The organism is Micromonospora echinospora, from assembly GCF_014203425.1.
In the GTDB taxonomy this organism is placed as follows: Bacteria; Actinomycetota; Actinomycetes; order Mycobacteriales; family Micromonosporaceae; genus Micromonospora; species Micromonospora echinospora_A.
Map to the genome: position 1 here is coordinate 2,502,302 of NZ_JACHJC010000001.1, position 20,447 is coordinate 2,522,748.

General features: G+C 68.4%; 14 protein-coding genes and 3 pseudogenes. 13 read left to right on the forward strand and 4 right to left on the reverse strand.

From position 1 onward, the window contains the following. Position 1: 1 nt before the first annotated feature. The 6 genes and pseudogenes from FHU28_RS11885 to FHU28_RS32285 form a co-directional block, all read left to right on the forward strand. Positions 2–1,231, forward strand: coding sequence for an OmpA family protein (locus FHU28_RS11885; protein ID WP_184683673.1), 1,230 nt, complete (start codon positions 2–4; stop codon positions 1,229–1,231). Next, positions 1,228–4,002 (forward strand): ATP-binding cassette domain-containing protein, encoded by a 2,775-nt coding sequence (locus FHU28_RS11890; RefSeq protein WP_184683680.1) that lies wholly within the window; start codon positions 1,228–1,230, stop codon positions 4,000–4,002. The genes FHU28_RS11885 and FHU28_RS11890 overlap by 4 nt, the downstream gene beginning before the upstream one ends. After that, positions 3,984–4,685 carry a PASTA domain-containing protein gene (locus tag FHU28_RS11895; protein WP_184683682.1) on the forward strand — a complete coding sequence of 234 codons (702 nt, stop codon included), beginning with the start codon at positions 3,984–3,986 and terminating at the stop codon, positions 4,683–4,685. The genes FHU28_RS11890 and FHU28_RS11895 overlap by 19 nt, the downstream gene beginning before the upstream one ends. Continuing rightward, positions 4,682–6,646: a 5'-methylthioadenosine/S-adenosylhomocysteine nucleosidase gene (locus FHU28_RS11900; RefSeq protein WP_184683684.1), complete on the forward strand. Its 1,965-nt coding sequence runs from the start codon at positions 4,682–4,684 to the stop codon at positions 6,644–6,646. The genes FHU28_RS11895 and FHU28_RS11900 overlap by 4 nt, the downstream gene beginning before the upstream one ends. 154 nt (positions 6,647–6,800) lie before the next feature. Further along, positions 6,801–7,410 (forward strand): annotated as a pseudogene (locus tag FHU28_RS33320) (transposase family protein); the annotation flags it as partial. Beyond that, positions 7,349–7,711: pseudogene (locus tag FHU28_RS32285) on the forward strand (HNH endonuclease family protein); the annotation flags it as partial. The pseudogenes FHU28_RS33320 and FHU28_RS32285, both read left to right, overlap by 62 nt. A 189-nt stretch (positions 7,712–7,900) precedes the next feature. Here FHU28_RS32285 and FHU28_RS11915 read toward each other — a convergent pair. Then, positions 7,901–8,656: a DUF6745 domain-containing protein gene (locus FHU28_RS11915; protein ID WP_184683690.1), complete on the reverse strand. Its 756-nt coding sequence runs from the start codon at positions 8,654–8,656 to the stop codon at positions 7,901–7,903. A 399-nt stretch (positions 8,657–9,055) separates the two neighbouring features. Here FHU28_RS11915 and FHU28_RS11920 point away from each other — a divergent pair, with 399 nt between their 5' ends. Both FHU28_RS11920 and FHU28_RS11925 read left to right on the forward strand, forming a co-directional pair. Next, positions 9,056–10,900 carry an Hsp70 family protein gene (locus FHU28_RS11920; RefSeq protein WP_116508994.1) on the forward strand — a complete coding sequence of 615 codons (1,845 nt, stop codon included), beginning with the start codon at positions 9,056–9,058 and terminating at the stop codon, positions 10,898–10,900. 46 nt (positions 10,901–10,946) lie between these two features. Then, complete coding sequence (locus tag FHU28_RS11925; protein ID WP_116508996.1) at positions 10,947–12,893, forward strand: AfsR/SARP family transcriptional regulator; 1,947 nt, start codon at positions 10,947–10,949, stop codon at positions 12,891–12,893. Between the two features lie 170 nt (positions 12,894–13,063). Here FHU28_RS11925 and FHU28_RS11930 read toward each other — a convergent pair whose 3' ends face one another. Continuing rightward, positions 13,064–13,678: a hypothetical protein gene (locus FHU28_RS11930; protein ID WP_152037870.1), complete on the reverse strand. Its 615-nt coding sequence runs from the start codon at positions 13,676–13,678 to the stop codon at positions 13,064–13,066. Between the two features lie 102 nt (positions 13,679–13,780). Then, a complete protein-coding gene (locus FHU28_RS11935) occupies positions 13,781–14,437 on the reverse strand; it encodes a NucA/NucB deoxyribonuclease domain-containing protein (RefSeq protein ID WP_184683692.1) in 657 nt (218 codons plus the stop codon). A gap of 836 nt (positions 14,438–15,273) precedes the next feature. On the opposite strand from FHU28_RS11935, the gene FHU28_RS11940 reads away from it, so the two are divergent. Continuing rightward, on the forward strand, positions 15,274–16,899 hold the full coding sequence (locus FHU28_RS11940; protein WP_184683694.1) for a polymorphic toxin-type HINT domain-containing protein: 1,626 nt from the start codon (positions 15,274–15,276) through the stop codon (positions 16,897–16,899). A gap of 6 nt (positions 16,900–16,905) precedes the next feature. Further along, entirely contained in the window at positions 16,906–17,439 is a 534-nt protein-coding gene (locus FHU28_RS11945; protein ID WP_184683696.1) for a hypothetical protein, read from the forward strand. A gap of 630 nt (positions 17,440–18,069) precedes the next feature. On the opposite strand, the pseudogene FHU28_RS11950 reads toward FHU28_RS11945, so the two are convergent. Then, positions 18,070–18,498: pseudogene (locus tag FHU28_RS11950) on the reverse strand (transposase); the annotation flags it as partial. Here FHU28_RS11950 and FHU28_RS11955 point away from each other — a divergent pair. The 3 genes from FHU28_RS11955 (at position 18,482) to FHU28_RS11965 (ending at position 20,272) form a co-directional block, all read left to right on the forward strand. Further along, entirely contained in the window at positions 18,482–19,240 is a 759-nt protein-coding gene (locus FHU28_RS11955) for a formylglycine-generating enzyme family protein (RefSeq protein WP_184683705.1), read from the forward strand. The pseudogene FHU28_RS11950 and the gene FHU28_RS11955 sit on opposite strands and share 17 nt — an antisense overlap. 32 nt (positions 19,241–19,272) lie before the next feature. Further along, positions 19,273–19,731, forward strand: a complete 459-nt coding sequence (locus FHU28_RS11960; RefSeq protein WP_184683707.1) for a DUF3592 domain-containing protein — start codon at positions 19,273–19,275, stop codon at positions 19,729–19,731. A gap of 259 nt (positions 19,732–19,990) precedes the next feature. Continuing rightward, the gene (locus tag FHU28_RS11965) at positions 19,991–20,272 is read left to right on the forward strand and encodes a hypothetical protein (RefSeq protein ID WP_184683709.1); all 282 of its coding nucleotides are present in this window, start codon (positions 19,991–19,993) and stop codon (positions 20,270–20,272) included. Positions 20,273–20,447 lie beyond the last annotated feature (175 nt).

Consider the following 20,447-nt stretch of genomic DNA (forward strand, 5'->3'; position numbering starts at 1 on the left):
GATGATCCACCGCTCGACGAACCGAGTGCGACAGGTCGCGCCGCTGCTCGCCGCCGGCCTGGTGCTGACCGGCTTCTCCGGATGCGGCAGCGACGAGCCCGTCCCCGCACCGGGCGGTCCGACCGGTGCCACGGCCGTGGCGGACGGTTGCGAGCTTCCCACCGGGCCCCTCGCGGTGGCCTACGGCGCCCGGGCCAACACCCCCGATCCTCGCCTGCCTGAGGCGGTGTCGGATCTCATCGACCGGAGCCTGGACGGCGGACACCCCGTCTCGGCGATTCGGCTGGACGGGACCCCGGAGAAGGCCTTCTCCGCGACCTTCAAGTCCACGGCGGGCAATGGCGATGGCCGGGACGTCCAGTTGAAGCGGTTCCGGCAGAGCGTCGACGCCGAGTTCGCCAACGTACGGGCGGAGCAGCAAGAGGCCGACGTCCTTGCCGCTCTGAGTCTGGCGGCCCGGTCCGTTCCCGAGGACGGTGGCACCGTTGTCCTGGCCGACTCCGGACTGCAGACCACTGCTCCGTTGGACTTCCGTGACGGCGCGCTGCTCGCGGCCGAACCCACCGAGGTGACGACGTTCCTCAAGAAGCATCGGCTGCTGCCCGAGCTGAATGGGCGCGTCGTGGTGTTGGTGGGAATCGGCGACACGGTCGCCCCCCAACCGACGTTCGACCAGCGGACGCACAACAATTTGATCGCCATCTGGAAGGCGGTGGCCACCGAGGCCGGAGCCCGGTGCGTTGCGGTCTTCGACGGACCCGGGGCGAACCGGCCCCGGTCGGGACAGTTGCCGGCGGTGACTCCGGTTTCGCCCCCGCCCGAGCCGACGCCGGTGACGTGCGGACAGACCGTGCTGCCAAACAGCGGAAAGGTCGGCTTCCTGCCCGACCGGGCGGTCTTCGTGGACCCGGCGGCGGCCCGTTCCGCGCTGGCCGAGTTGGCACCGACGATGACTGCTGGTAACCAACGCATCGACCTGATCGGCACCACCGCCACCGACGGCACCCGGGAGGGGCGACGCCGGCTCTCACTGGAGCGGGCGGAGGCGGTGAAGAAGATCCTCGTCGAACTCGGTGTACCCGCCGTCCGAATCACGACGAAGGGTGTCGGCACAGAGTGGGACGGCCACGTTCCCGATCTCGACCGGAATGGCGTACTGATACCCGGACCCGCGGCGAAGAACCGGTCGGTCGTCGTCCGGCTGTACTGCCCGTCCGGGACCACCCGGTGAAACCCATCCGGTACGGGCCGTTCGCCCGGGCCGCCGACTGGTACCAGGGGTGGCGGGATGGCAGGTCCGGCATCCCGCCCAGACCCCGGACCCGAGGGCACCGGGTCACCACCGCCCACCGGGAGGTGCTGATCCGCCGGGCGCAGGACGCGTTCGACCATGAGTACCTGCGCATGGAGACGCTGCTGTTCGGCGCCGGGCAGACGATGGTGGGGGCGGAGGCGCGCAAGCGAGGCAGCCTAGCGATGCTGCGCCGGGCCGAAGCCGAGAGCGCCGCGCTCGGCCGCGAGCTCACACCCGAGGAACTCGGGCGACGGCGGACCGGTGAGAAGGCCGCCGACCCCCGGATCGTTGCAGACCGCCGAAAACGGGAGCAGCACAAGCGCCGCACGGGTGTGCTCACCATGATCCGTGACATACACCGGGAGGTGACCGACGCGGAGGTCCAGCTCGCCCGGGCCGGCCGCGAGGCGACCGTGCAGCGGGAGGTGGCCTATGCCCGGGTGCGACGCATTCACGAACACACCCACCGGCGACTGGCCGCCTACCGGCGTCGCCTGGTGCGGTCGCACCCGGACGGCCCCTGGGTGAACCAGGTGCTGGGCGTGCTCGACCCGGAGATCCCCCAGTGGGCGTTGCCGGAGCACGACGGGCCCGGGCACGAGCGGGCTGAGGTCGACTACCCGCCGCCGCCTCCTCGGTCCGTTGAGGTGATCATGCTGGTCCCGGTCACCGTGTTCGGATCGAAGGTGCCGCCGTCGGATGTGCTCGTGGAGGGCTACGACGTGAGCGAACGGCACTTCCGGATCGAGCGTGCCGGACAGGGGCTGCGCCTGCGGCACCTCGGGCACGGTCGTGAGCTCTACGTCGACGGCCGCGCTGTGCGGTCGGCGACGCTCCGACCCGGAGACTCGTTCGACTTCGACCGGTTTCGGTACCGGGTCAGCGAGGACGCCACGCACCTGCTGGTGACCCGCCTCGGCCCCGCGGGTCTGATCGTCCACGGGCTCAGCGACGAGACCGGTCGGTTGACCCGGATGTCCTTCGTGCAGCGCACGGGGACGGTCGTGGCCATCCTGGGACCCTCCGGGGCGGGGAAGTCCTCGCTGTTCGGAGCGCTGACCCGGGAACTGTCGACGGAGGCCGGGGGGTCGCTGTACTTCGCCGGCCTTGACCTGAACCGGCACGCCGAGCAGGTGCGGTCCATGCTGGGGTTCGTTCCGCAGGACGACAGCCTGCACACCACCCTGACCGTGCGTCGACTGCTGCGGTACTCCGATCGGCTGCGCTCGACCGGCCCCCGGCACAAGGGGGACCGTGAACGCCACATCGAGGAGATCTGTTCCTGGCTCGGCCTCACCAAGCATCTGGACAGCCTCGTGGCCAACCTGTCCGGCGGCCAGCGGAAGCGCGTGTCGATCGGCTTGGAACTGCTCTCCGACCCGACCCTGCTCATGCTCGATGAACCGACCTCGGGCCTGGACTCCCACATGGACCGCGAGGTGATGAAGCTGTTGCGCCGGTACGCCCATGCCGGCGAACGAACGGTCATCACCGTCACCCACTCGAACGAGCACCTGAATCTGGCCGACGCCACGCTCGTCGTCGGCAGCAGGGGCCGTCCCGTCTACTTCGGTGCGCCGAGCGGGGAGTGCGAAGCGCTGCAGGCGGCCAGCTACGCGGACCTGATGGCGACCCTCGCGAAACAGCCCGACGAGCCGGGTGGGGAGGTGGCCACCGCGCTCGCCGGCGCCTACCAGGCCGGACCGGAGGTCGCGGAGGCCGCGCGGGAGGCCGGCCTCGCCGCGCGGGAACCGGATGAGCGCGCCAACCGTATTCGTCGTCCGCACGCCGCCGTCGTGGCCGCCCGCCAGGTTCCGGTGTTGATCGCCCGGCAGTGGGCCCTGGTCCTGTCGCACGGTCAGCGCAAGAACCGCGCGGAGCGGGGCTTCCTCGACCGGCTGCGTACCGTGATGGTCGCGGCGAGCCCGATGCTCATCGCGGCGGTCACCGCGGTTCTGGCCGCCCTCGTGACCGGTCCCGACGGGCTCGGCCCGGCCGAACCCGGCGCACCGCGAGAGTCCGGCCCGATGGTGTTGAGCTTGCTGACCACTCTGGCCGTGCTGAGCGGTCAGGCTCTCACGTACAGCAACGTCGTCTCCGAGTTCGCGATCGTCCGGCGAGAGTACCGGACGGGGATGAAGCCATCCGCTTTGTTGCTCGCCAATTGGTCGGTGTACGCGGTCCTCGCGGTCGCGCAGGCCGCCATCGTGACCGTGGTCTTCACCCGGCTCAAGCCGGGACCCGTCCACGGGTTGTCCATTCCGCCGACCTGGCAGCTGTTCGTCACGCTCGCGCTGCTGAGCGTCACGGCGATGTCCCTCGGCCTGCTGATCTCGGTACACGCCAGGAAGCTGGAGCAGGCGGTGGCCTGGACAACGGCGGCATCCATCGCCCAGATCGCCTTCAACGGCGTGACCAGCGACATGTCGGGGGACCGGTTGTTGCAGGTCCTGGGGATGCTGATGCCGACCCGGTGGGGTCTCGGGGCGGCCGCCTCCGCCACCGACCTTCGCGCCGTTGCCCCGACGACGGCCTACCACGACGCGATCTGGTCGCACACGACCGGGCAGTACGCGTTCAACATGTCGATGCTCGCCGTACTCACCTTGCTCTTCTTCGTGCTGGCGGTTGTCCGCCTCGGGCGGCGCCTGCGCCCCCGACAGCGGATCAGTCGTCGTTGGTGGACCGGATGGAGGAGGTCTCCGTGAAAGGCCATGCCTCACCACTCGCTCTCGTCGCCTCCTGCGCGCTGCTCGTACTCGTCGCATGCGGCAGCGAGCCGACGAACGAGACGACGGACCCGGCCCCGACCCAGGCGGCGCCGACCTCGCCCGCACCGTCCCCGACCGACGCCGGGCCGTCGACCCCCACTCCGTCACCATCCGCTACCGACGACAGCACCGCGACGATCCCGGAGATCACCGGTCTGCGGTTGTCGGAGGGGGAGGAACGGCTTCGATCGCGGGGAATCCTGTCGATCAACGTCGTCGATGCGAGCGGCGAGGGGCGCATGATCCTCGAGAAGGACAACTGGGTCATCGTGTCGCAACGCCCCGAAGCCGGGACGTCCGCCGACACCGCCACCTCCGTGACGCTGAACGTCAGCAAGCCGACCGACCCGCAACCCACGATCAACGCCGTCGAAGGCAAGGTGCCCGACGTGGTGTGCCGCGACTTGCAGGCTGCACAGGACGCACTGCGAGCCGCCGGCTTCTATCTGCTCCTGCCGAAGGACGGACTGGGGCAGGGCCGGTTCCCGTTGGTGGACCGCAACTGGATCGTCGTGGGACAGTCCGCTCCGGCCGGCAGCAGCCCTGCGACGAGCACAAGGATCGAGCTGATGGTGGTCAAGTACGGCGAACCCACCGGGAACTCGGGGTGCCCGAGTTGATCACCACGCAGCCAGTGGCGGAGTGGCGCAGCAGCCCACCGTCGTACCGGGACTGCCGCGCGGCCGCGCGGTCGATCCGCGGTGCCGAGTTCGGCCGCGATGCGATGGACCTGGTCCGCCCGCGCAGTGTTCTCGGTGTGTTCCGAGGCAAGGCGCCACTGCCGATGGTGCTCTACGTCGCCGGCCACGAGGGGCGGCTGGTCTGGCGGAATCCGGATTCGCTCGCGATGCTGCAGCCGCCGGCGGACCACGCGGTCGCGCCGCTCGCCGGCCGGTTACGGGTGGCCCGAGGCTTGGTCCGGCACTGGGACGCCGTGCTGCTCACGGCGCCGCCGGTGGTGTGCCTGCTCGGTGCGCTGGTCGTCGCGCTCACCGGTGCCCTGCTCGGCCCCGCCTTCGTCCTTGTGGCGAGCCTCGCTCTGGCGCTGGTGGCGGTGGGTTACATCGCCCTGTTGATGACCGCACTGGTCCTGTACGCCGCGCGGTCGGTGCTCGGTGCCGTCCGCAATCCCCGTCCCGCGCCCGGCGCGGTGGCCGCGCGGACCCTGCCCGGCACCCGGTGGTCGATGGTCCTGTGTCACCACGTCGATCCGGCCACCGGCGGCGAGTTGCTGAGTCACGTCACCGCACGGCTGAGCCACCTGATCACCGGACAGGCAAAGCGGTGTCTGCAGGAGTTGGGTGCTCAGGCGCCGATCATCAACGTCACGGAGACACTCGTGTGCCTGACGCAGGGAATCACCAGCAGCCCGATGCGCCGCAGAGCCGCCGCCTGGTCCACCGGGAGCGTGGCCGCCGGCTCGGATCCCGAGGCCATGGTCAAGCGGCCGCTGCGCCAGCCCGATCGTCCGCCGCTACGTCTCTTCGACACGGGCACCGTCGCGCTTCTGTACCTGGTTGCCGTCGCCGTCGTGGTCCTCGGCGAGGCGGTGCTGATCGCCGGGTGGGAACGAGAGGAGTGCGCCCAGGCGGACTGTGCCGGAAGACCGGCGAACTACGGCAGCGCGGTGCGCTGGTTGGCGCAGCGGCTGCTGTTCAACGACCCACCCTCGATCACGCCGGCGACCGCCCAGTCGGTGATCGTTGGGTGGCTGACCAGCGTCATGTCGGCTGTCGGAGTCGTCGTGCTCGCCGTCGCCTTGTACCGCTACGCCCGACATCGGTCCTCGAACGCAAGGGAGTTGAGAGCAATGATCAACGAACGTAGATCGGTTGTCCTGATCCTCGTGGCCACGAGAACCGAACGCGATGCGTTCTTCGCGGCCCTGAAGGCGGCCAACGGCCGTGAGCCTGAGCCGCAGCCCCTCAACACCCATGTGGTGTTCGATCTCGGCGTGGTGTCCCGGGCGCAGGTCGTCCTCGCGCAGAGCGGACCAGGTGCGGTCGACCCCGGAGGCGCTGCGATCACCGCCGCCGCACTGATCCAGCGGTTGGCGCCGGACTTTCTGATCCTCGCCGGCATCTGCTTCGGTCTGCGCGAGGACGAGCAGAGCCTCGGCGACATCGTGGTGTCCCGGAAGCTGCGGGCGATCGACCACCGCAAGGTGATGGAGCCGGAACCGGGCCAGCCCCCGATCATCCGGATACGGGGCGACTTCGTCTCCTCCTCGGAGGCCCTGTACCAGCGTTTTGGCGCCAGCGAGTACACCTGGACCAGGTGCCCGGTGCACTTCGGCACCATCCTGTCGTCGAGCACGCTGGTCAACTCCCGCCAACTGCACCGGGAACTGCAGGAGATCGACCCCGAGGCCATCGCGGGCGAGATGGAGGGGGCCGGCGTCTACGCAGCCGCTGCTCCCGAGAAGGTCGACTGGATCGTGGTCAAGGCGATCGCCGACCGCGGCTACGACAAGTCGGACGACATGCAGCCGTTGGCGGCCCGGAACGCGGCCGACTTCGTCGTCCACACGCTGCGCAGCGGTGCCATGGACGAGCGGATCGTGACGGCGACGGCGTCCTGAGGAGGCGCGATCACACGCCGCTTCGGGGCATGACGGCTCTTCGAACTTGAGTGGGGTTCGCGGGCAGACGGTGACCCGGATGTGTAGGGCTCGCAGCCCATCGGTGATCATCCGGGTGTCGAGTTCGGATGGTCACATGTGAAGAGCTGCGAGCATGGTCAACGATACGGCCCTGCTACTGGGGCTGAATGGCCTGGTGGCCGAGCGAGTCGAGTTGGTTGCCGCCGGCATCCCGGTGGCGGACCTGTCCACCGGTTGTGAACAGGCACGATGCTGCCCGCAGTGCGGGCAGCGAGCAGTGCGGGTGAAGGAGTGGGCCACGACCCGGCCGCGGGACCTGCCGGTCGCCGGGCGGCCGGTGAGGCTGCGCTGGCGTAAACGACGCTGGTACTGTACTGACCAACGTCGGCCTGTCCGCGCAGGTCGTTCACCGGACAGGTCGCTCAAGTGCCGGCCCGTGCCAGGTTGACCACCCGGTTGCGGCAGGCGGCTGGAGCGGCGGGCGCACGATCGCGCAGTCCGCCCGCGACCACGGCATCCCGTGGCCGCTCGTCGCGGCCGCGTTCACCACTCACGCCACCGCGGTGCTGCCGGCCGAGCCCGAGCCCGTTACGGTGCTCGGAATCGACGAGGTCCGCCGGGGCAAGCCGCACTGGACCTGGGATGAGCAGGCCGCCTCCCGGACCACGACCGCGGACCGGTGGCACGTCGGCTTCTGCGACCTGTCCGGCGACCAAGGGCTACTCGCCCAGGTCGAAGGCCGACGTCGACATCGACCACGTCGTGCCCCTCGCGGAGGCGTGGCGTTCAGGCGCCAGTGGCTGGACCACCAGTCGACGGCAGAGTTTCGCCAACGACCTGACACGCCCGCAGTTGATCGCGGTGACCGACAACGTGAACCAGGCCAAGGGTGACCAGGACCCGTCGACGTGGCAGCCGCCGTTGTCGTCGTACCGGTGCACCTACAGCAAGATGTGGATCACCGTGAAGTACAACTGGGGGCTGAGCCTGCAGTCGTCGGAGAAGTCCGCGCTGCAGAGCATGCTGAACACCTGCAGCTCCTAACTCCTCGCACCGCCTCAGGCCTGACCGCACAAGCACCGACGCACGGCAACGTCTGAGCCATCCGTCATCGGCCCCGCCCGCGCGCCCGCGGACGGCGGCGCCGACGCGCTGGAGGGCGGGTCGCCACACGACCCGCCCTCCAGCGCCGAGGCGCAATCGGATGAGGCGCTGATCCCGCCGGCGGGGCGATCACCCGGTTGGGACGATGGCACCGTCACGGGCCCACAGGGTGCTGCCGTCGGGCCAGACAAGCGCCGGCTCGTCGGCGCCGTGCAGCAGGCCGTCGCCGGTGACTCGCAAAACGGTGGGGCGCTGCATCATCACGGCCACCCCCGATAGGGGCCACCACGGCCCAGCCGCCAACGCCACGTCACGGCACCCCTCCCACCCTGGGGTGGGTGCCGTGCCGAGCACCTGCTGGTAGGTGTCGATCGCGGCGAGCACAAGCCAGTCGGGGTAGAGGTTCCAGGCCGGATCGAAGAACCAGTCACGAGGATCCAGGCAGTAACGGATCACGGCGCGTCCCTCGTCGTTGCGCTTCACGATCGTCTGCTCGTCGCTCCAATACCAGACGAATTGCATGATGTAGCCGCCGGTGAGGGTACGGTCGACCGCCGCCCAGACCGGACCCAGCACCTGCTCATACACCTGCCGTACCGCCTGCAGTACCGGTGTGAGCGCGGACCGCTCGCCCTCGGTGACCGGGTTACAGAGGTACCGGTGCTCCATCAGGTTGTAGCGGGCCTCGAAGCCGTCGTAGCGCTGCTCGCCGTAGTAGCCGTGCCATTCCATGAAGTCGTGGAAATCGCCGAAGGCGGTGAACCGGTCGTGGTCGCTGGTCTGCTCCCAGATCGGGGCTCGTGCTGCTGCCAGCGCGTTGTTGAGGGCGTAGCGGCGGACCGAGGCGACCAGCGACGTGTGCCCGTCCTCGAGCAGTTGCCGCACCTGCTGCAGGGGCGGCCGGGGGAGAGGGGCACCACAGGAACCGCGACGGCTCGGGATGCCCGGCGCTGCGGTAGGCGAGGCGGACGGCTGCCTCCGCGCGCGCCTGGTCCGCGGGCTCGCAGGACAACGCCGCCTGCGTCCATCGGCTCGCCACGGCTTGTCCGTGCGCTGAGATCGGATTGGTGGAGTCACGCATGTCGTCCTCCCGACGAATGATCGATAGTGCGGCATGCCGTTGACGATGCCGCTGCAGGTCAAGTGGCCACGTGCGACCCAGAGGAACCAGGGCCGATCGTCGGTCCCGGCGTTCGCTGTTGTGGCCCTGCTGGGCACCGCGGCCGGTTGCGGTGAGTGATTCAGGGATGACGTGAATGAGATCCTCATGTTTGACTGACATCCATGCGATCGGGGCAGACGCGGCTGGCGATCGACTACGGCAGCGCCGACACCACCGCCGTACTGGCATGGCCGGACGGCACCTGGACGCCGCTGCTCTTCGACGGCGAACCCGCCCTGCCCAGCGCCGTCCTCCTCAGCGAGGACGGCACCACCGTGACCGGCCACCACGCCTGGCGGGCCGCGCCGGCCACACCGCACCGGTTCATCCCGCACCCCCGCCAACCCTCCGAACAGCGCCTCACCGTCGCCGACACCGACGTCGACCCGCTCGACCTGGTCGCCGCGACCCTGCGCCACGTCGCCGAGCAAGCCCACCAGATCACCGGACCCGGCATCGACGACGTACGGCTCGTCGTCCCGGCAGGCTGGGGCCCGCGACGACGCACCTGGATGCGCCACGCCGCGCACCGCGCCGGCCTCCCACCACCACAGTTGATCGACGCGCCGACCGCCGTCGCCGGGCACCTGCTCGCCACCGGCCTGCAGCTGCCCGTCGGCGCCTACATCGCCGTCTGCGACGTCGGCGCCACCGCCGAAGTCAGCGTCCTGCGCCGCGGCCCCGCAGGCTTCGAAGTCCTCGCCACCCTCGCCGACCCCAGCGCCGGCGGCACCGCCATCGACGACGCCCTCACCACCACACTCACCACCAACCCACCCGCCACCGGCGGGCAACGATGGGCCATGACGGCCAGCCTCCGCGCCGGCAAACACGCCCTGACCGACCACCCGGCCGTCACCGTGCCACTACCCGACGGGCCGGCCGTGGTGCTCCACACCGGCCTGCTCGACCAAGCCGCCCAGCCCGTCCTGCACCGCATCGCCCACCTCACCACCGAAGCGATCACCGCCGCGGAACTCACACCCCGCGACCTCACCGGCGTCTACTGCGTCGGCGGCACCGCCCGCCTACCCCTACTGGCACAGACCCTCACCGACGCCGGCATCACCCCCACCCTCGTCGACCAGCCCACCCTGGCCGCAGCCCGAGGCGCCGCCGACGCAGGCACCACCAACACCACCACCGACCCCACCACGACCGACGAGCCGATACCGCCGGTACGGCGCGCCGCCGCGATCGCCCTACCCGGCTTCGCATCCCTCGCCCTGGTCTCCCAGTTCCTGCTCACACCCCAGTGGCGCGGCTCCCTCATGTACCGCGAAGCGATCCTCAACTGGGGCGAGCTGACAATGGCCGCCGTCTTCGCCGTCATCGCCTGCCTCAGCGCCGGCACCGTCCTCGCCTCCACCATCGCCAACCGCACCACCACCCCGACCAGCCCCGGCACACACACCGGCACCGGCATCCTCGCCGCAGCCTCCCTCGGCGTCGCCGTCAGCGGCATGTACGCCGTCGTCGGAAGCCTCTACGTCGGCTACCCCGTCAACAGCTTCCTGCGCTGGACACTGCTACCCATCACCCCGACCATCACCGCCGCCGCCGTCATGGCCCTCATCGCCACCCGGCAATGGCGCACCCCCGCGGGCGGATGGTCGAAACTGCTCGCCTTCCCCACCAGCTCCGTGATCACCGCCGCCGCCGGCATGCTGCTCATCCAATACAGCCTGACCGCCGACCGGTGGCCCCACCTGATCCTCTGGATCGACCTCGCCGGCCGAGCCGGAGGCCTGCTCCTGGGCATCGGCACCGTCATGGCCGTCGTGTCCCAGCCGATCCTGCGCCTGATCCTCAGCGCACCCCTCGCCGTCATCACCGCCGCCCTGGTCTCCTGGCCCGCCTCCGGCATCCTCGGCGCCATCTACGCCATCGCCGTGACCACCTGGTGGCTACGCCAGATGTGGACCCACCTCCTACGCCCCCACCACCCCCACCGGCCGCCGCAATGACCCCACCAACCGGATACCGCCCAACGCACGTGGGGGAGGAGCCGCGGTGAACGGGGCCCGGCGACTCGCAGGCGCTACCGTCGTGCTGGCCGTCCTGGCGATACCACCGTGGCTGCTGACCACCCTCACCCGAGCGCACCTGCCCGGCTGGCCGACCAGCACGCAACTACGCGACTGGCTGACCGACCCGCTGACCCCGGCAACCCTCACCACAGGGCTCATCGCCGTGGCCTGGCTGCTGTGGCTCGGCATGACCTACACCGTCACCGTGACGGCCGCCCGCCGACTGCGCGCCGGCGCCCGATGGGTACGCCACCTGCCGCTACCCACCCCATGGCAGGCCGCCGCCACCAGCATCGCCGGCGCCGCCGCCCTCACCACCGCCCACACCCCCACCACCCATCCGCCGAACCCACCGACACCAGTCACCGCCGATGAACTGCAGCACCCCTCCGATACGCCCCAGACCGAGCGCGGTGGGGTGGTCGTGCCCGGCGGCTGGCTACCCGACGACACCGCCCACCACATCGCCGCCGCAGCCGCCCTGGTATGGCTACGCCGCCGTCGCGCCCACCAACCCGGCCAACCCGACACCAACGCCACCCAGCTGACACCCCTACCCGCCACCATCACCGCCGTCCAAGCAGTCATCGCCGACCAACCACCGCCGCCAACAGCCACCACCGGCGCAATGCAGGCGCCGCTGCCCCCAGCCGGCATTCGTCTCGCCGGTGACGGCGCCGACCACGCCGCCCGAGGCTTGCTCGTCACCAGACTCCTCACCGCGCTGCGCGACCCCACCGACACGACCCCGGTGATCATCACCAGCAATACCCTCACCAGGCTCCTGCCCAGCGTCGCCGAGACCGTCGCCACCATCCCGGGCCTGCACGTCATCGACACCCTCGAACATGCCGCCGTCCTGCTACCTGCATCCCGCACGTCGTCCACAGCCGACCGCCGTATACCCAGCCTCGTGATGACCGCCGGACCCGCGACGGCGGCACCACCGGACCTCCCGGGCGCCCGTGTCGTCACCCTCGACGCCGGAGCACCACTACCCACCTGGCGCGTCGACCGCCACGGCCACACCGTCGATCACCAGACCGGGCAACCACGGCCACGGATGTGTGTCCTCGACGGCACCGCCGCGGCGGACCTGCTCGCCGTCCTGGCCCAGCCCGCCACCGAAGTACTCGACCCCGCCGCCTCCGTACCAGCCCGGCCGGTCGACCGCGCACAGGCAAAGATTCCCCGCCAATCCAGCCGAGTCACACCGCCCACACCGCGGCAGCCCACCGAGACCACAGCAACCGCTATCCGGCTGCGGGTGCTCGGCCGTCCGGCGCTGCACATCGACAGCAACGAGGTCACCATCCGCCGCAGCGCCGCCCTGCAAATCCTCGTCTTCCTCGCCGTGCACCCCGACGGCGCCACCACCACGCAACTCGTACAAGCCCTCTGGCCCGGCCTACCCGCCCACACTGTCACCGGCCGCCTCTACACCACCCTCAGCGACCTCCGCTCGACCATCCGCGCCACCACCGCCGACCCCATGGTTGTCCACACCGAGGGCCGCTACCACCTCGACCCACGCGCCGACGTGGACCTGTGGCGACTGCAGGCCGCCGCCCACCACAGCGCCACCACAGACGCACCCGGCAGCTGGCAGGCCGTGATCGACGCCTACACCGGCGATCTCGCCGCCGGTCACACCTGGCCATGGATCGACCCACCCCGTGAAGCCACACGCCGCCTGGCCCTCGACGCCCACACCACCGCCGCAGCAGCACAAACCGACCCGCACGAGCGCCTACGGCTGCTCCAAGCGGCGATCCGCATCGACCCCTACAACCAACAGCTCCACCAGCTCGCCGCCGACCAACTGAACGCCCTCGGCGACTCCGCCGCAGCCGCCGACCTTCTCCACACCCACCGGCAACGCCTGCGCCTCGCTGGCATCCTCGACCAACCCATGATCACTGCTCGTTAGCCGGGTAGGTCCTCCGGTCGCGGCACGGCGACGTCGAACGAATCCTCGGTGGCGGCAACCAAATCCTTGAAGCCCTCGGCGAGGGCCTGTCTCGCGAAGGGCTCTGTCTCATCCACAGACCCCTCGGCGAGGAAATCGAGGAAGCCGTGGGCCAAGACCGCCACGGCGGTTCAGCCATCGAGCAGATTGCGCAACTGCATGGCTTGGCGTTTTGCCTCCGCGTCTTCGTCCTGCGTGACTTCAGGCGGTGGAGGCGCGAGTGGAAGGGGGGCTAGCCGCAGGCCGTAGCCGCACCGGGATCCGGCCTTGATGATCAGTGGGGGAGCCGGAGGTTCGGGCCAGGCGATGAGGTGAAATCGTTCATCTGACTGGTCGAGCACCTGGTCGTAGTGGCGGTCCCGGCCGCTGGCGTGTATCCGCAGCCGGTAGTGCCCGGGGCCCTGGATGCTGAGCATTGGCAGACTGACCCGCTCGTGTTCTGGTGGTTGCTCAAGTTCCTCGACGGTGAGGTGCCCGTTAGGCACGTACAGGCTGACCTCAGCGACGTCTTCCCAGGAGTCGAGTTCGTTCCAGCGCGTGCCGGTCTCCAGCGCGGGACGCTCGTCGAATGGTTCGGCGGTGACGAGGACGTGGCCGCGGTCGATGCCGGCGTACAGCAGCGCGGCGGAGGCCATGACTCCGGCTAGGCCCGTGCTGTAGTCCATGGTCCCGAACACGGTGTCAACATCGCGGTCGGTCACGAGGAAGCCGTGGTCCTGAACATGAACGCGCGCAGGATGCCTCATGACATCATCCTGCCCCACCTATCGGGCTGACAGCACATCGTTGCGAGGGCCACGAGTAACCGGCCCCCGCAACGATGTGCCCTTGCCGATGGTGTGCCGGTGTTAGCTGCTGATGCCGATGCGGAATGGGTCGCTGTGCAGTACGCGGTAGTCGTAGTAGAACGCGGCCATTAACCCGCCTTGGGCATTGTTTTCACTGGCCGTGATCATGCAGGCGCTGGCACCAGACGGTCCGGTGACGTTGGTCGGCGCGCTGATGTTGCAGCCGGAGAACGTGCGCCGGCTACCACCGAACGCCAGTCCTTGGAACGTTGAGGCCAGCGGATACTCGTCGCAGCTCTTGCCTGTGAGGCTGGGTGCGTCCCCGCAGGCGCGGCTGCGGTTGAGGTTGTTCGTGGCCGTGTCGACGTTGCGGTTGAGCGGGTTGGTGATGGTTGCGCCGGGCAGTCCGGAGCCTTGGGCTCGCGAGACATGCGAAGCCAGGCTCGGGTAGCGACTCTGGCTGTAAAGCACCTGTGCCGGGTACCACGGTACGACGCAGCCGACCCGCGCAGGCCGGGATCCGTTGGCTCCGGTGGCGTTGTCGCACATGATTTCCGCCATTGACGTCGATGCGGTCACGAGCGGGTAGCCGACGGGCTGCAGGCGCAGATTCCACGTTGTCGTACACTCGCCGACCGCGCCAACCGCGGTGGCGGTGGTCTTCGCGCCGGCTTCTCCAAGTCGGCTGGTGTTGTTTGCCGGTGCCAGCGACTGCAACGGGAACGATGACGTCGCGGACTGGCTGCAAGACTTGCCAGACGCGGTCGGTCTGGCTAGCTGGATCGCCAAGACAGTCCGGCACGTCGCTGAGCGGATGCGGCCGCAGAAGGCTGATGACCAGTGGTCGGAGGTGCGGGCGTTCGGCAACCTCCACGAACCGCTGCTGAACCACTTGCCGGCGCACGCGGTAGACGAGTTGCGCCTCGCGGCCCCGTTCTACGATCCGCCAGCCCGCGCAGCGACAGCCATCGTCACTCGGATGAAGCCGCAAGCCGTACGGGTTGCCGTGCAGCCCTCCATCGCTATGTTCGACGGTGCCGCCCTGGCCCGTGCGGCAGCGCCTGCCGTTGATCAGACCTTCACTCTGCTCAGTGCCGGGCGGGCCTGGCACGGAAAGCTGATTGAGTGGCGTACCCCTGACGGAAAGACCGCCGGCATGACCGGCAGCGCGAACATCACCGCTTCGGCGCTGCTGATGAGCACCGGACAGGGCGGCAACTGCGAGCTGGCTGTCATCGCACCGCACGGCGACGGGCTCTTCCCATCAGAAGGGGATCCTCAGCCGCCGAGCGCCATCCAGAACCTGAGGTCGACGCCGCCCGCTGGCAGCTCCGTAAGCGCCTCAGGACCCGTCCTTCTCGGCTGTGCCCTGGTGGACGGCACACTCATGGTGGAACTTGCCGTGGCGGCCGGAGACAGGGTCGTCATCGAGACCTCGCCGACCGGCGCGCCAGGGTCATGGACCGTCGCAGGGGCCGTTCCCGCCAACCAACAGTTCGCACGCCTCCTGGTGCCGGAGCTGACCGGAGGCGCGGTGCGCGCGGTGATGGAGGTTGCCGGCGCACGGCTGGCATCTGCGGCCGTCTTCATCACCGATAGCTCCCGCTGCCGGCCCCGCCAAGACACCAGCGACGAACCGCGCCTGCAACTCCGGCACACAAACCGTCACCCGCCGCTACCAAACCCCCTACGGCAACCCCCGCGGATCACAAATCCCCTGGGCCAACCCCAAGGGCTTCGTCGGCGGCGACAACGACCCCACCGGACTCATCCACCTCGGCGCCCGCGAATACGACCCAGGACTCGGCCGATTCATCAGCGTCGACCCACTGCAAGACCTCACCAACCCCCAGCAATGGCACGGCTACAGCTACGCCAGCAACAGCCCCATCACCCGCAGTGACCCCAGCGGCCTCATCGAAGAAGACTGCGCGATCTTCGACTGCTACGGCTACGACGTCGCAAAGGGAGACTGCCCCGGCGGATGCGGTTCGAGCGAAAACGAGGCATATGGCAAATCCCGGCACCTTACTGGTAGCGCGCCCCAAAGACCACGCACCAACCCGCGATCGCCCGCCAAGAATGTCAGCGTTCCCGTCTATGTCGACATCGACAAGTTCACCAGAGCGTGGAACAACCACCGTGGAGCCCACTTCGCCGCAGCCAGCGGCGGATGGGAAGTTTCCCCCGAATTCATGCTGCAAGCCGAAATCGAGCTAGCACTACTCGTATGCGATGAAATTGGCCGATCGGAATGCGGTGATTGGTACAATCAGCTGTTCGATGGTCGCGCCGACTCCGTCTGTGCCCAGGTCTGCGGCCTGGATGACCTACCAGGCATGCCCGGAGCGGTCGGCCTTCGACCGAATGTCAAGGCAGCGGCGGACGGCGGATCTGGTGGATCACCGGCGCTTGGGGGAAGCCGAGGCGCCTCTGGCGGCGCCTGTAGTTTCTCCGGCGACACAGAAGTCCTGCTCGCCGACGGCACCAAAAAGAGGATGAAAGACCTGCGGGTCGGGGACATAGTTGCTGCAACTGACCCGGAAACCGGGGAAAGTGGTGCCGAAAGCATCACCAACCTCTGGATCCACGAAGACGAGCTGCGCCTTCTGTCCCTCGATGGCGGATCGGTAGCGACGACCAACGACCACCCGTTTTGGAATGCAAGTGATCGCGAGTGGCAGCCCGCCGAGGAGCTCGATGCGGGTGATGCTCTTCTCACCCATGACGGTAGGCAACTGGTTATTAGAGGGATTGGCGCGAACTCTCGCTCCCAAGCGGCGTACAACCTGACGGTTGCCAACCTTCATACGTACTACGTTCTTGTTGGTGACACCCCAGTTTTGGTTCATAACACGTGCCCGAAGGGCGCGAAGCGGGGTCCCAAGCCGGCAGGAACCGGGCCGCATAATCTTAAAATCGAGGCCGTTGGCCGGTCTGTTGTCGATGGAGAGATCATCGCGGGCGGTGGTGTGTTGCCGGAACGAGCTATCGCAACGCCTGGGGGTTTCAAGGGGGCTCGACGCCCTGACATCCTTGTACGTCGTCAAGACGGCTCAATCTACGGCATCAACGTGGGGAAGAAGGCTGCGAACGGTGCGCCAATCAAGCGCGAAGCGGAGGCCATCTCTGACCTTGAGGGCGCGGGAGTCGAGATGCACTTCGTGGCTTACAATTGAGGCACTATGACGAAACTTTCTATGCAATTCCACGCCACGCAGGCCGAGGTTGCCTCATGGGTAGCTCATTGGGTTGAAGATTACCAACTGGCGCTCGCTGTTGAAGTATTCATTCCTGGATACCGCGTGCGGCCGTGCGAAAGGGATGCGGCGTTGGACGCGATCCGTGATCTGCCCGACATTAGCCGAGTCGTTCTGAATCTGACTCCCATGGATTTAGCGGTCGATTCGTCAATTCGCTTTCTTAGGGCAAATCCAGATGTTCTCACGGTGTCGCTAGGTGCCCAATCTCAAGATGAACTGCGTGAGACGGTTATTGGTGCGATGACGGATCATCGCGAAAGCCTCAAGACGTGGCGAGCGATAATTGCAGGGGCCAAGAAGTCAATGCTTACCGGCTCAATAGTTGTCAATCCCGTGACTGGGGCGAGGCAGGACGCAAGGGGCCATTACTACACTGCGGGTGCTCGCGAAATGGCCAAGCGTGGAGCCCGCCTGTTGGCCTCCGTGGGCTGGAATGAGTATCACGTAACCGAATAGAAGCCGTCACATGTTCAGGCTCACGTCAGTCTTAAAGCGTGTTGAGATCGGGTTGATCAGGTCCAGGTGAAGGTGCGGCGGGCTTGGCGGCGTGCGGGTCGGCTGCGGGTGATGCGGCGGGTCATGCCGGCGATGGCGGCCCAGCGGATTGGGCTTCGGAGATGGAGGGGTGCCGTTCGTAGTCGCGGGCGAGGCCGCGATACCGCGCCTGATGAGTCCGTATCCGCCCCGGTCGAAGACTACTTGCTCGTGGCGTGGCCGCCCCGGACGAGCCCGCACGGATCCTGCGGCAGACCGATGCTTGCGGCGCCGAGGTGCGCAGGGCCGAGGCCGCCGCGTCGTCTCCGGTCCCGCCACCGCCACCGCGGGCCGATTCGCTCCGCGAGCAACGCCGCCGGGCCCTGCGCGGGCTCGGCTAAGGAGCCGACGGGAGCGCGGGCGACCAACGGCGCAAAGGTTGCGAGCCTCAATGATGCTCAGTGGGTGGGTGACAAGGAGTTCAGCGCACGTGGGGGTGTCGCTACATTGATCCCGGTCTCAGAGGGCGGTTACGGAGATTAGGTCCTTTTGGGGCTGGAGTGAATATTCCTGGCTCACTCTCGGTGAGGACATTGAGGCTGAACAGGCGTTCTTGCCGGCGTCTTTTCCGGTCGTGGCGGCCGGGACGTGGTTCGCGGCCTTGATCGACTGGGTGTCCACCGCGACCGCGGTCGGGTCCTCGGCCCGGTCGGCCTTCTCCCGTTTCTGGCAGCGCAGCAGGTCATGGATCGCGGTGTCGGTACCGTCGTCCCGCCACAATCCGAAGTAGTAGTAGGTCACCGGCTTCTGCGGCAGGTCGTGCGGCAGATACGCCCACTGGCAGCCGGTTCGGTTCTGGTACAGGATCGCGTTCACCGTTTCCCGCAGATCCTGTTCCCCGTGGCGGCCCGCGACCGAGACCCGCTTGGCTCTCCAGGCGCTCAGGAACGGGCCGGTTAACGTCCACTGCTCGTCGTTTGAGGCCGTGCGGTTGGTGGCGCCTGGGCTGCTAGCGTTCGGCGTCGTGTGGACCGAGGAGATCGTGGCCGGGCGGCCGGCCTGGCGGCATATCCCGTCCGGCGTGGTCTTTCGGGCGGTGCCGGGCGGGACTTTTCGCATGGGTCTGTCCGAGGCGGAACTGGCGGCGGTGCGTGCGATCGAGCGCAGTGGGGGAGCCGAGGACACTCTTGAGTCGTTCTTCGCCGGTGTCGGGGACGCCCAGCCGGTACGTGAGGTGCGGGTCGAACCGTTCCTGGTTGCCCGGCACCCGTTGACGGTCGCGCAGGTCCAGCACTGGTTGCCCGAGTACGAGGACGACTACGCCAGCGCGGACTCCGGCGCGGCCCGGCTCGAGGGAGACCTGGACGAGTTGCTCGACGCGCTGCCGTTCCGGCTGCCCAGTGAGGCCGAGTGGGAGTACGCAGCCCGAGCCGGCACCACCACTTTGACCTTCCGCGGCGACGAGAAACCCGGCGAGGACCAACTGCTCGACGACTTCGGTGATGAGCGGCGGACAGCCGGCGCTGAGAACGCGTTCGGGCTGGCCGCGATGGGCTCGGCAGCCGAGATTTGCGCTGATGTGTGGATTCCCGGTTTCGTGGGCGCCCCGGCGGATGCCCGCCCACGCACCGGTGACGGGCCCAGGGCCGTACGCGGCGGTGCCGCCGACCTCTACCCGTGGCAGGGCTGCGACGAATGGCTGCTGCTGCTCGCCGCCACCCGGTATGAGCACGATCAGTTCACCGCGGTCCGCCCGGTCGCACCACTGCCACCCCGGAGTTAGCCAGGCCGCCGGACGAGACGCGAGGAGGGCCGGTGGTGGAGAGCCCGTTCGGCTGGCGGGAGTTGAAGCTGGTCCTCGTGGTTGTCCTGGGCACCCTTCTGATCGGCGCGGGGATGCTGCTCACCGGTCGGCTGAACGAGGCGATCGACGAGCGGGTTCGCGTCGGCGCCGAGACGACAGGCCAAGTGGTTTACGTCGAACGGTTCAGGATCACGCGTTCGTTCTCCGCCACGAGGCTGACTGTGGACTACACGTTCGACGGCGTGCGGTATCGGGAGCGGTTCTCCAGCGAACTCGACGAGAGTGAGTTCCGCGTCGGGGAGTTACTCGATGTACGCGTCGACAGGACAGATCCGACCCGGGCTGCCACGCCCGACGGGTACGCGACGGAGGATCTGCTCCTGCAGGCGCCGACCGTCCTGGCAGGCCTCGGCCTCGTCATGATCGTGATCTCGCTCGCGCTGATCAGAACGGGCCCCCGGCGCGACTAGATGGGGTGGCGGAACCCGACTGCAGCCCCGGCCGCGGATCGGGGCGGCACGTCCTCGCCCGGGGCGTCGTCGTCGAGGACCGTCGCAGCGGATCCCCTCACCGAACGCTTCGATTTCTCGGACACGATGACGGATCGAGCCAGCTTAGCCACGGTTGGTGTGTCCACTTCCTACAATCAGTAGTCCTGCTGAAGGCTGGTTGTTGGGGGAGGTTGACGTGCCATGTCGTAGCGCCCTGTGGCTGTGGGCTGGTCGGATCATGGCCGGTCTGGCCGTGGTGGGGCTTGTCGTCTACCTGGCAGTGGTCGGGTTGGATAAAGCGGACAAGCTGGGCAGCGCCGCTGGAGTGGTGGTCGCGATCATCGGGTTGTTGGCTCCGTACCTGCTTCCTCTTCGTCCACAGCAGTTGTCCGAAACCGGGCCGGTAGTGGCCGGATCCCAGCCGGTGCCACCGGGTGGGATCGACCTCAGCGCGAGCAAGGGCGCACAGGTCAACCTGGGCGGCACTAACACCCAGCACAACAGCTTCGGATCCCGGTGACCCGCCAGCCCGGCAACGGATCCGACGCCGTCCGTGATGGTGGTCCGCGGCCGGAGGTACACGCGCAGGGACTGCAGATCAACGTGGGCGGTACCAACACCCAGCACAACACCTTTCATCTCCCTTCTCGGCCACTGGTGACCTGGCCGCATCGAGTAGGTGTAGTGCCACCGGT

Excerpts from the sequence above, each read along its gene's own strand:
- FHU28_RS11930 (WP_152037870.1), bottom strand. The coding sequence starts at position 13,678 with ATGAGGCATCCTGCGCGCGTTCATGTTCAGGACCACGGCTTCCTCGTG.
- FHU28_RS11920 (WP_116508994.1), top strand. The coding sequence starts at position 9,056 with ATGCGATCGGGGCAGACGCGGCTGGCGATCGACTACGGCAGCGCCGAC.
- FHU28_RS11965 (WP_184683709.1), top strand. The coding sequence starts at position 19,991 with ATGGCCGGTCTGGCCGTGGTGGGGCTTGTCGTCTACCTGGCAGTGGTC.
- FHU28_RS11885 (WP_184683673.1), top strand. The coding sequence starts at position 2 with ATGATCCACCGCTCGACGAACCGAGTGCGACAGGTCGCGCCGCTGCTC.
- FHU28_RS11945 (WP_184683696.1), top strand. The coding sequence starts at position 16,906 with ATGACGAAACTTTCTATGCAATTCCACGCCACGCAGGCCGAGGTTGCC.
- FHU28_RS11895 (WP_184683682.1), top strand. The coding sequence starts at position 3,984 with ATGGAGGAGGTCTCCGTGAAAGGCCATGCCTCACCACTCGCTCTCGTC.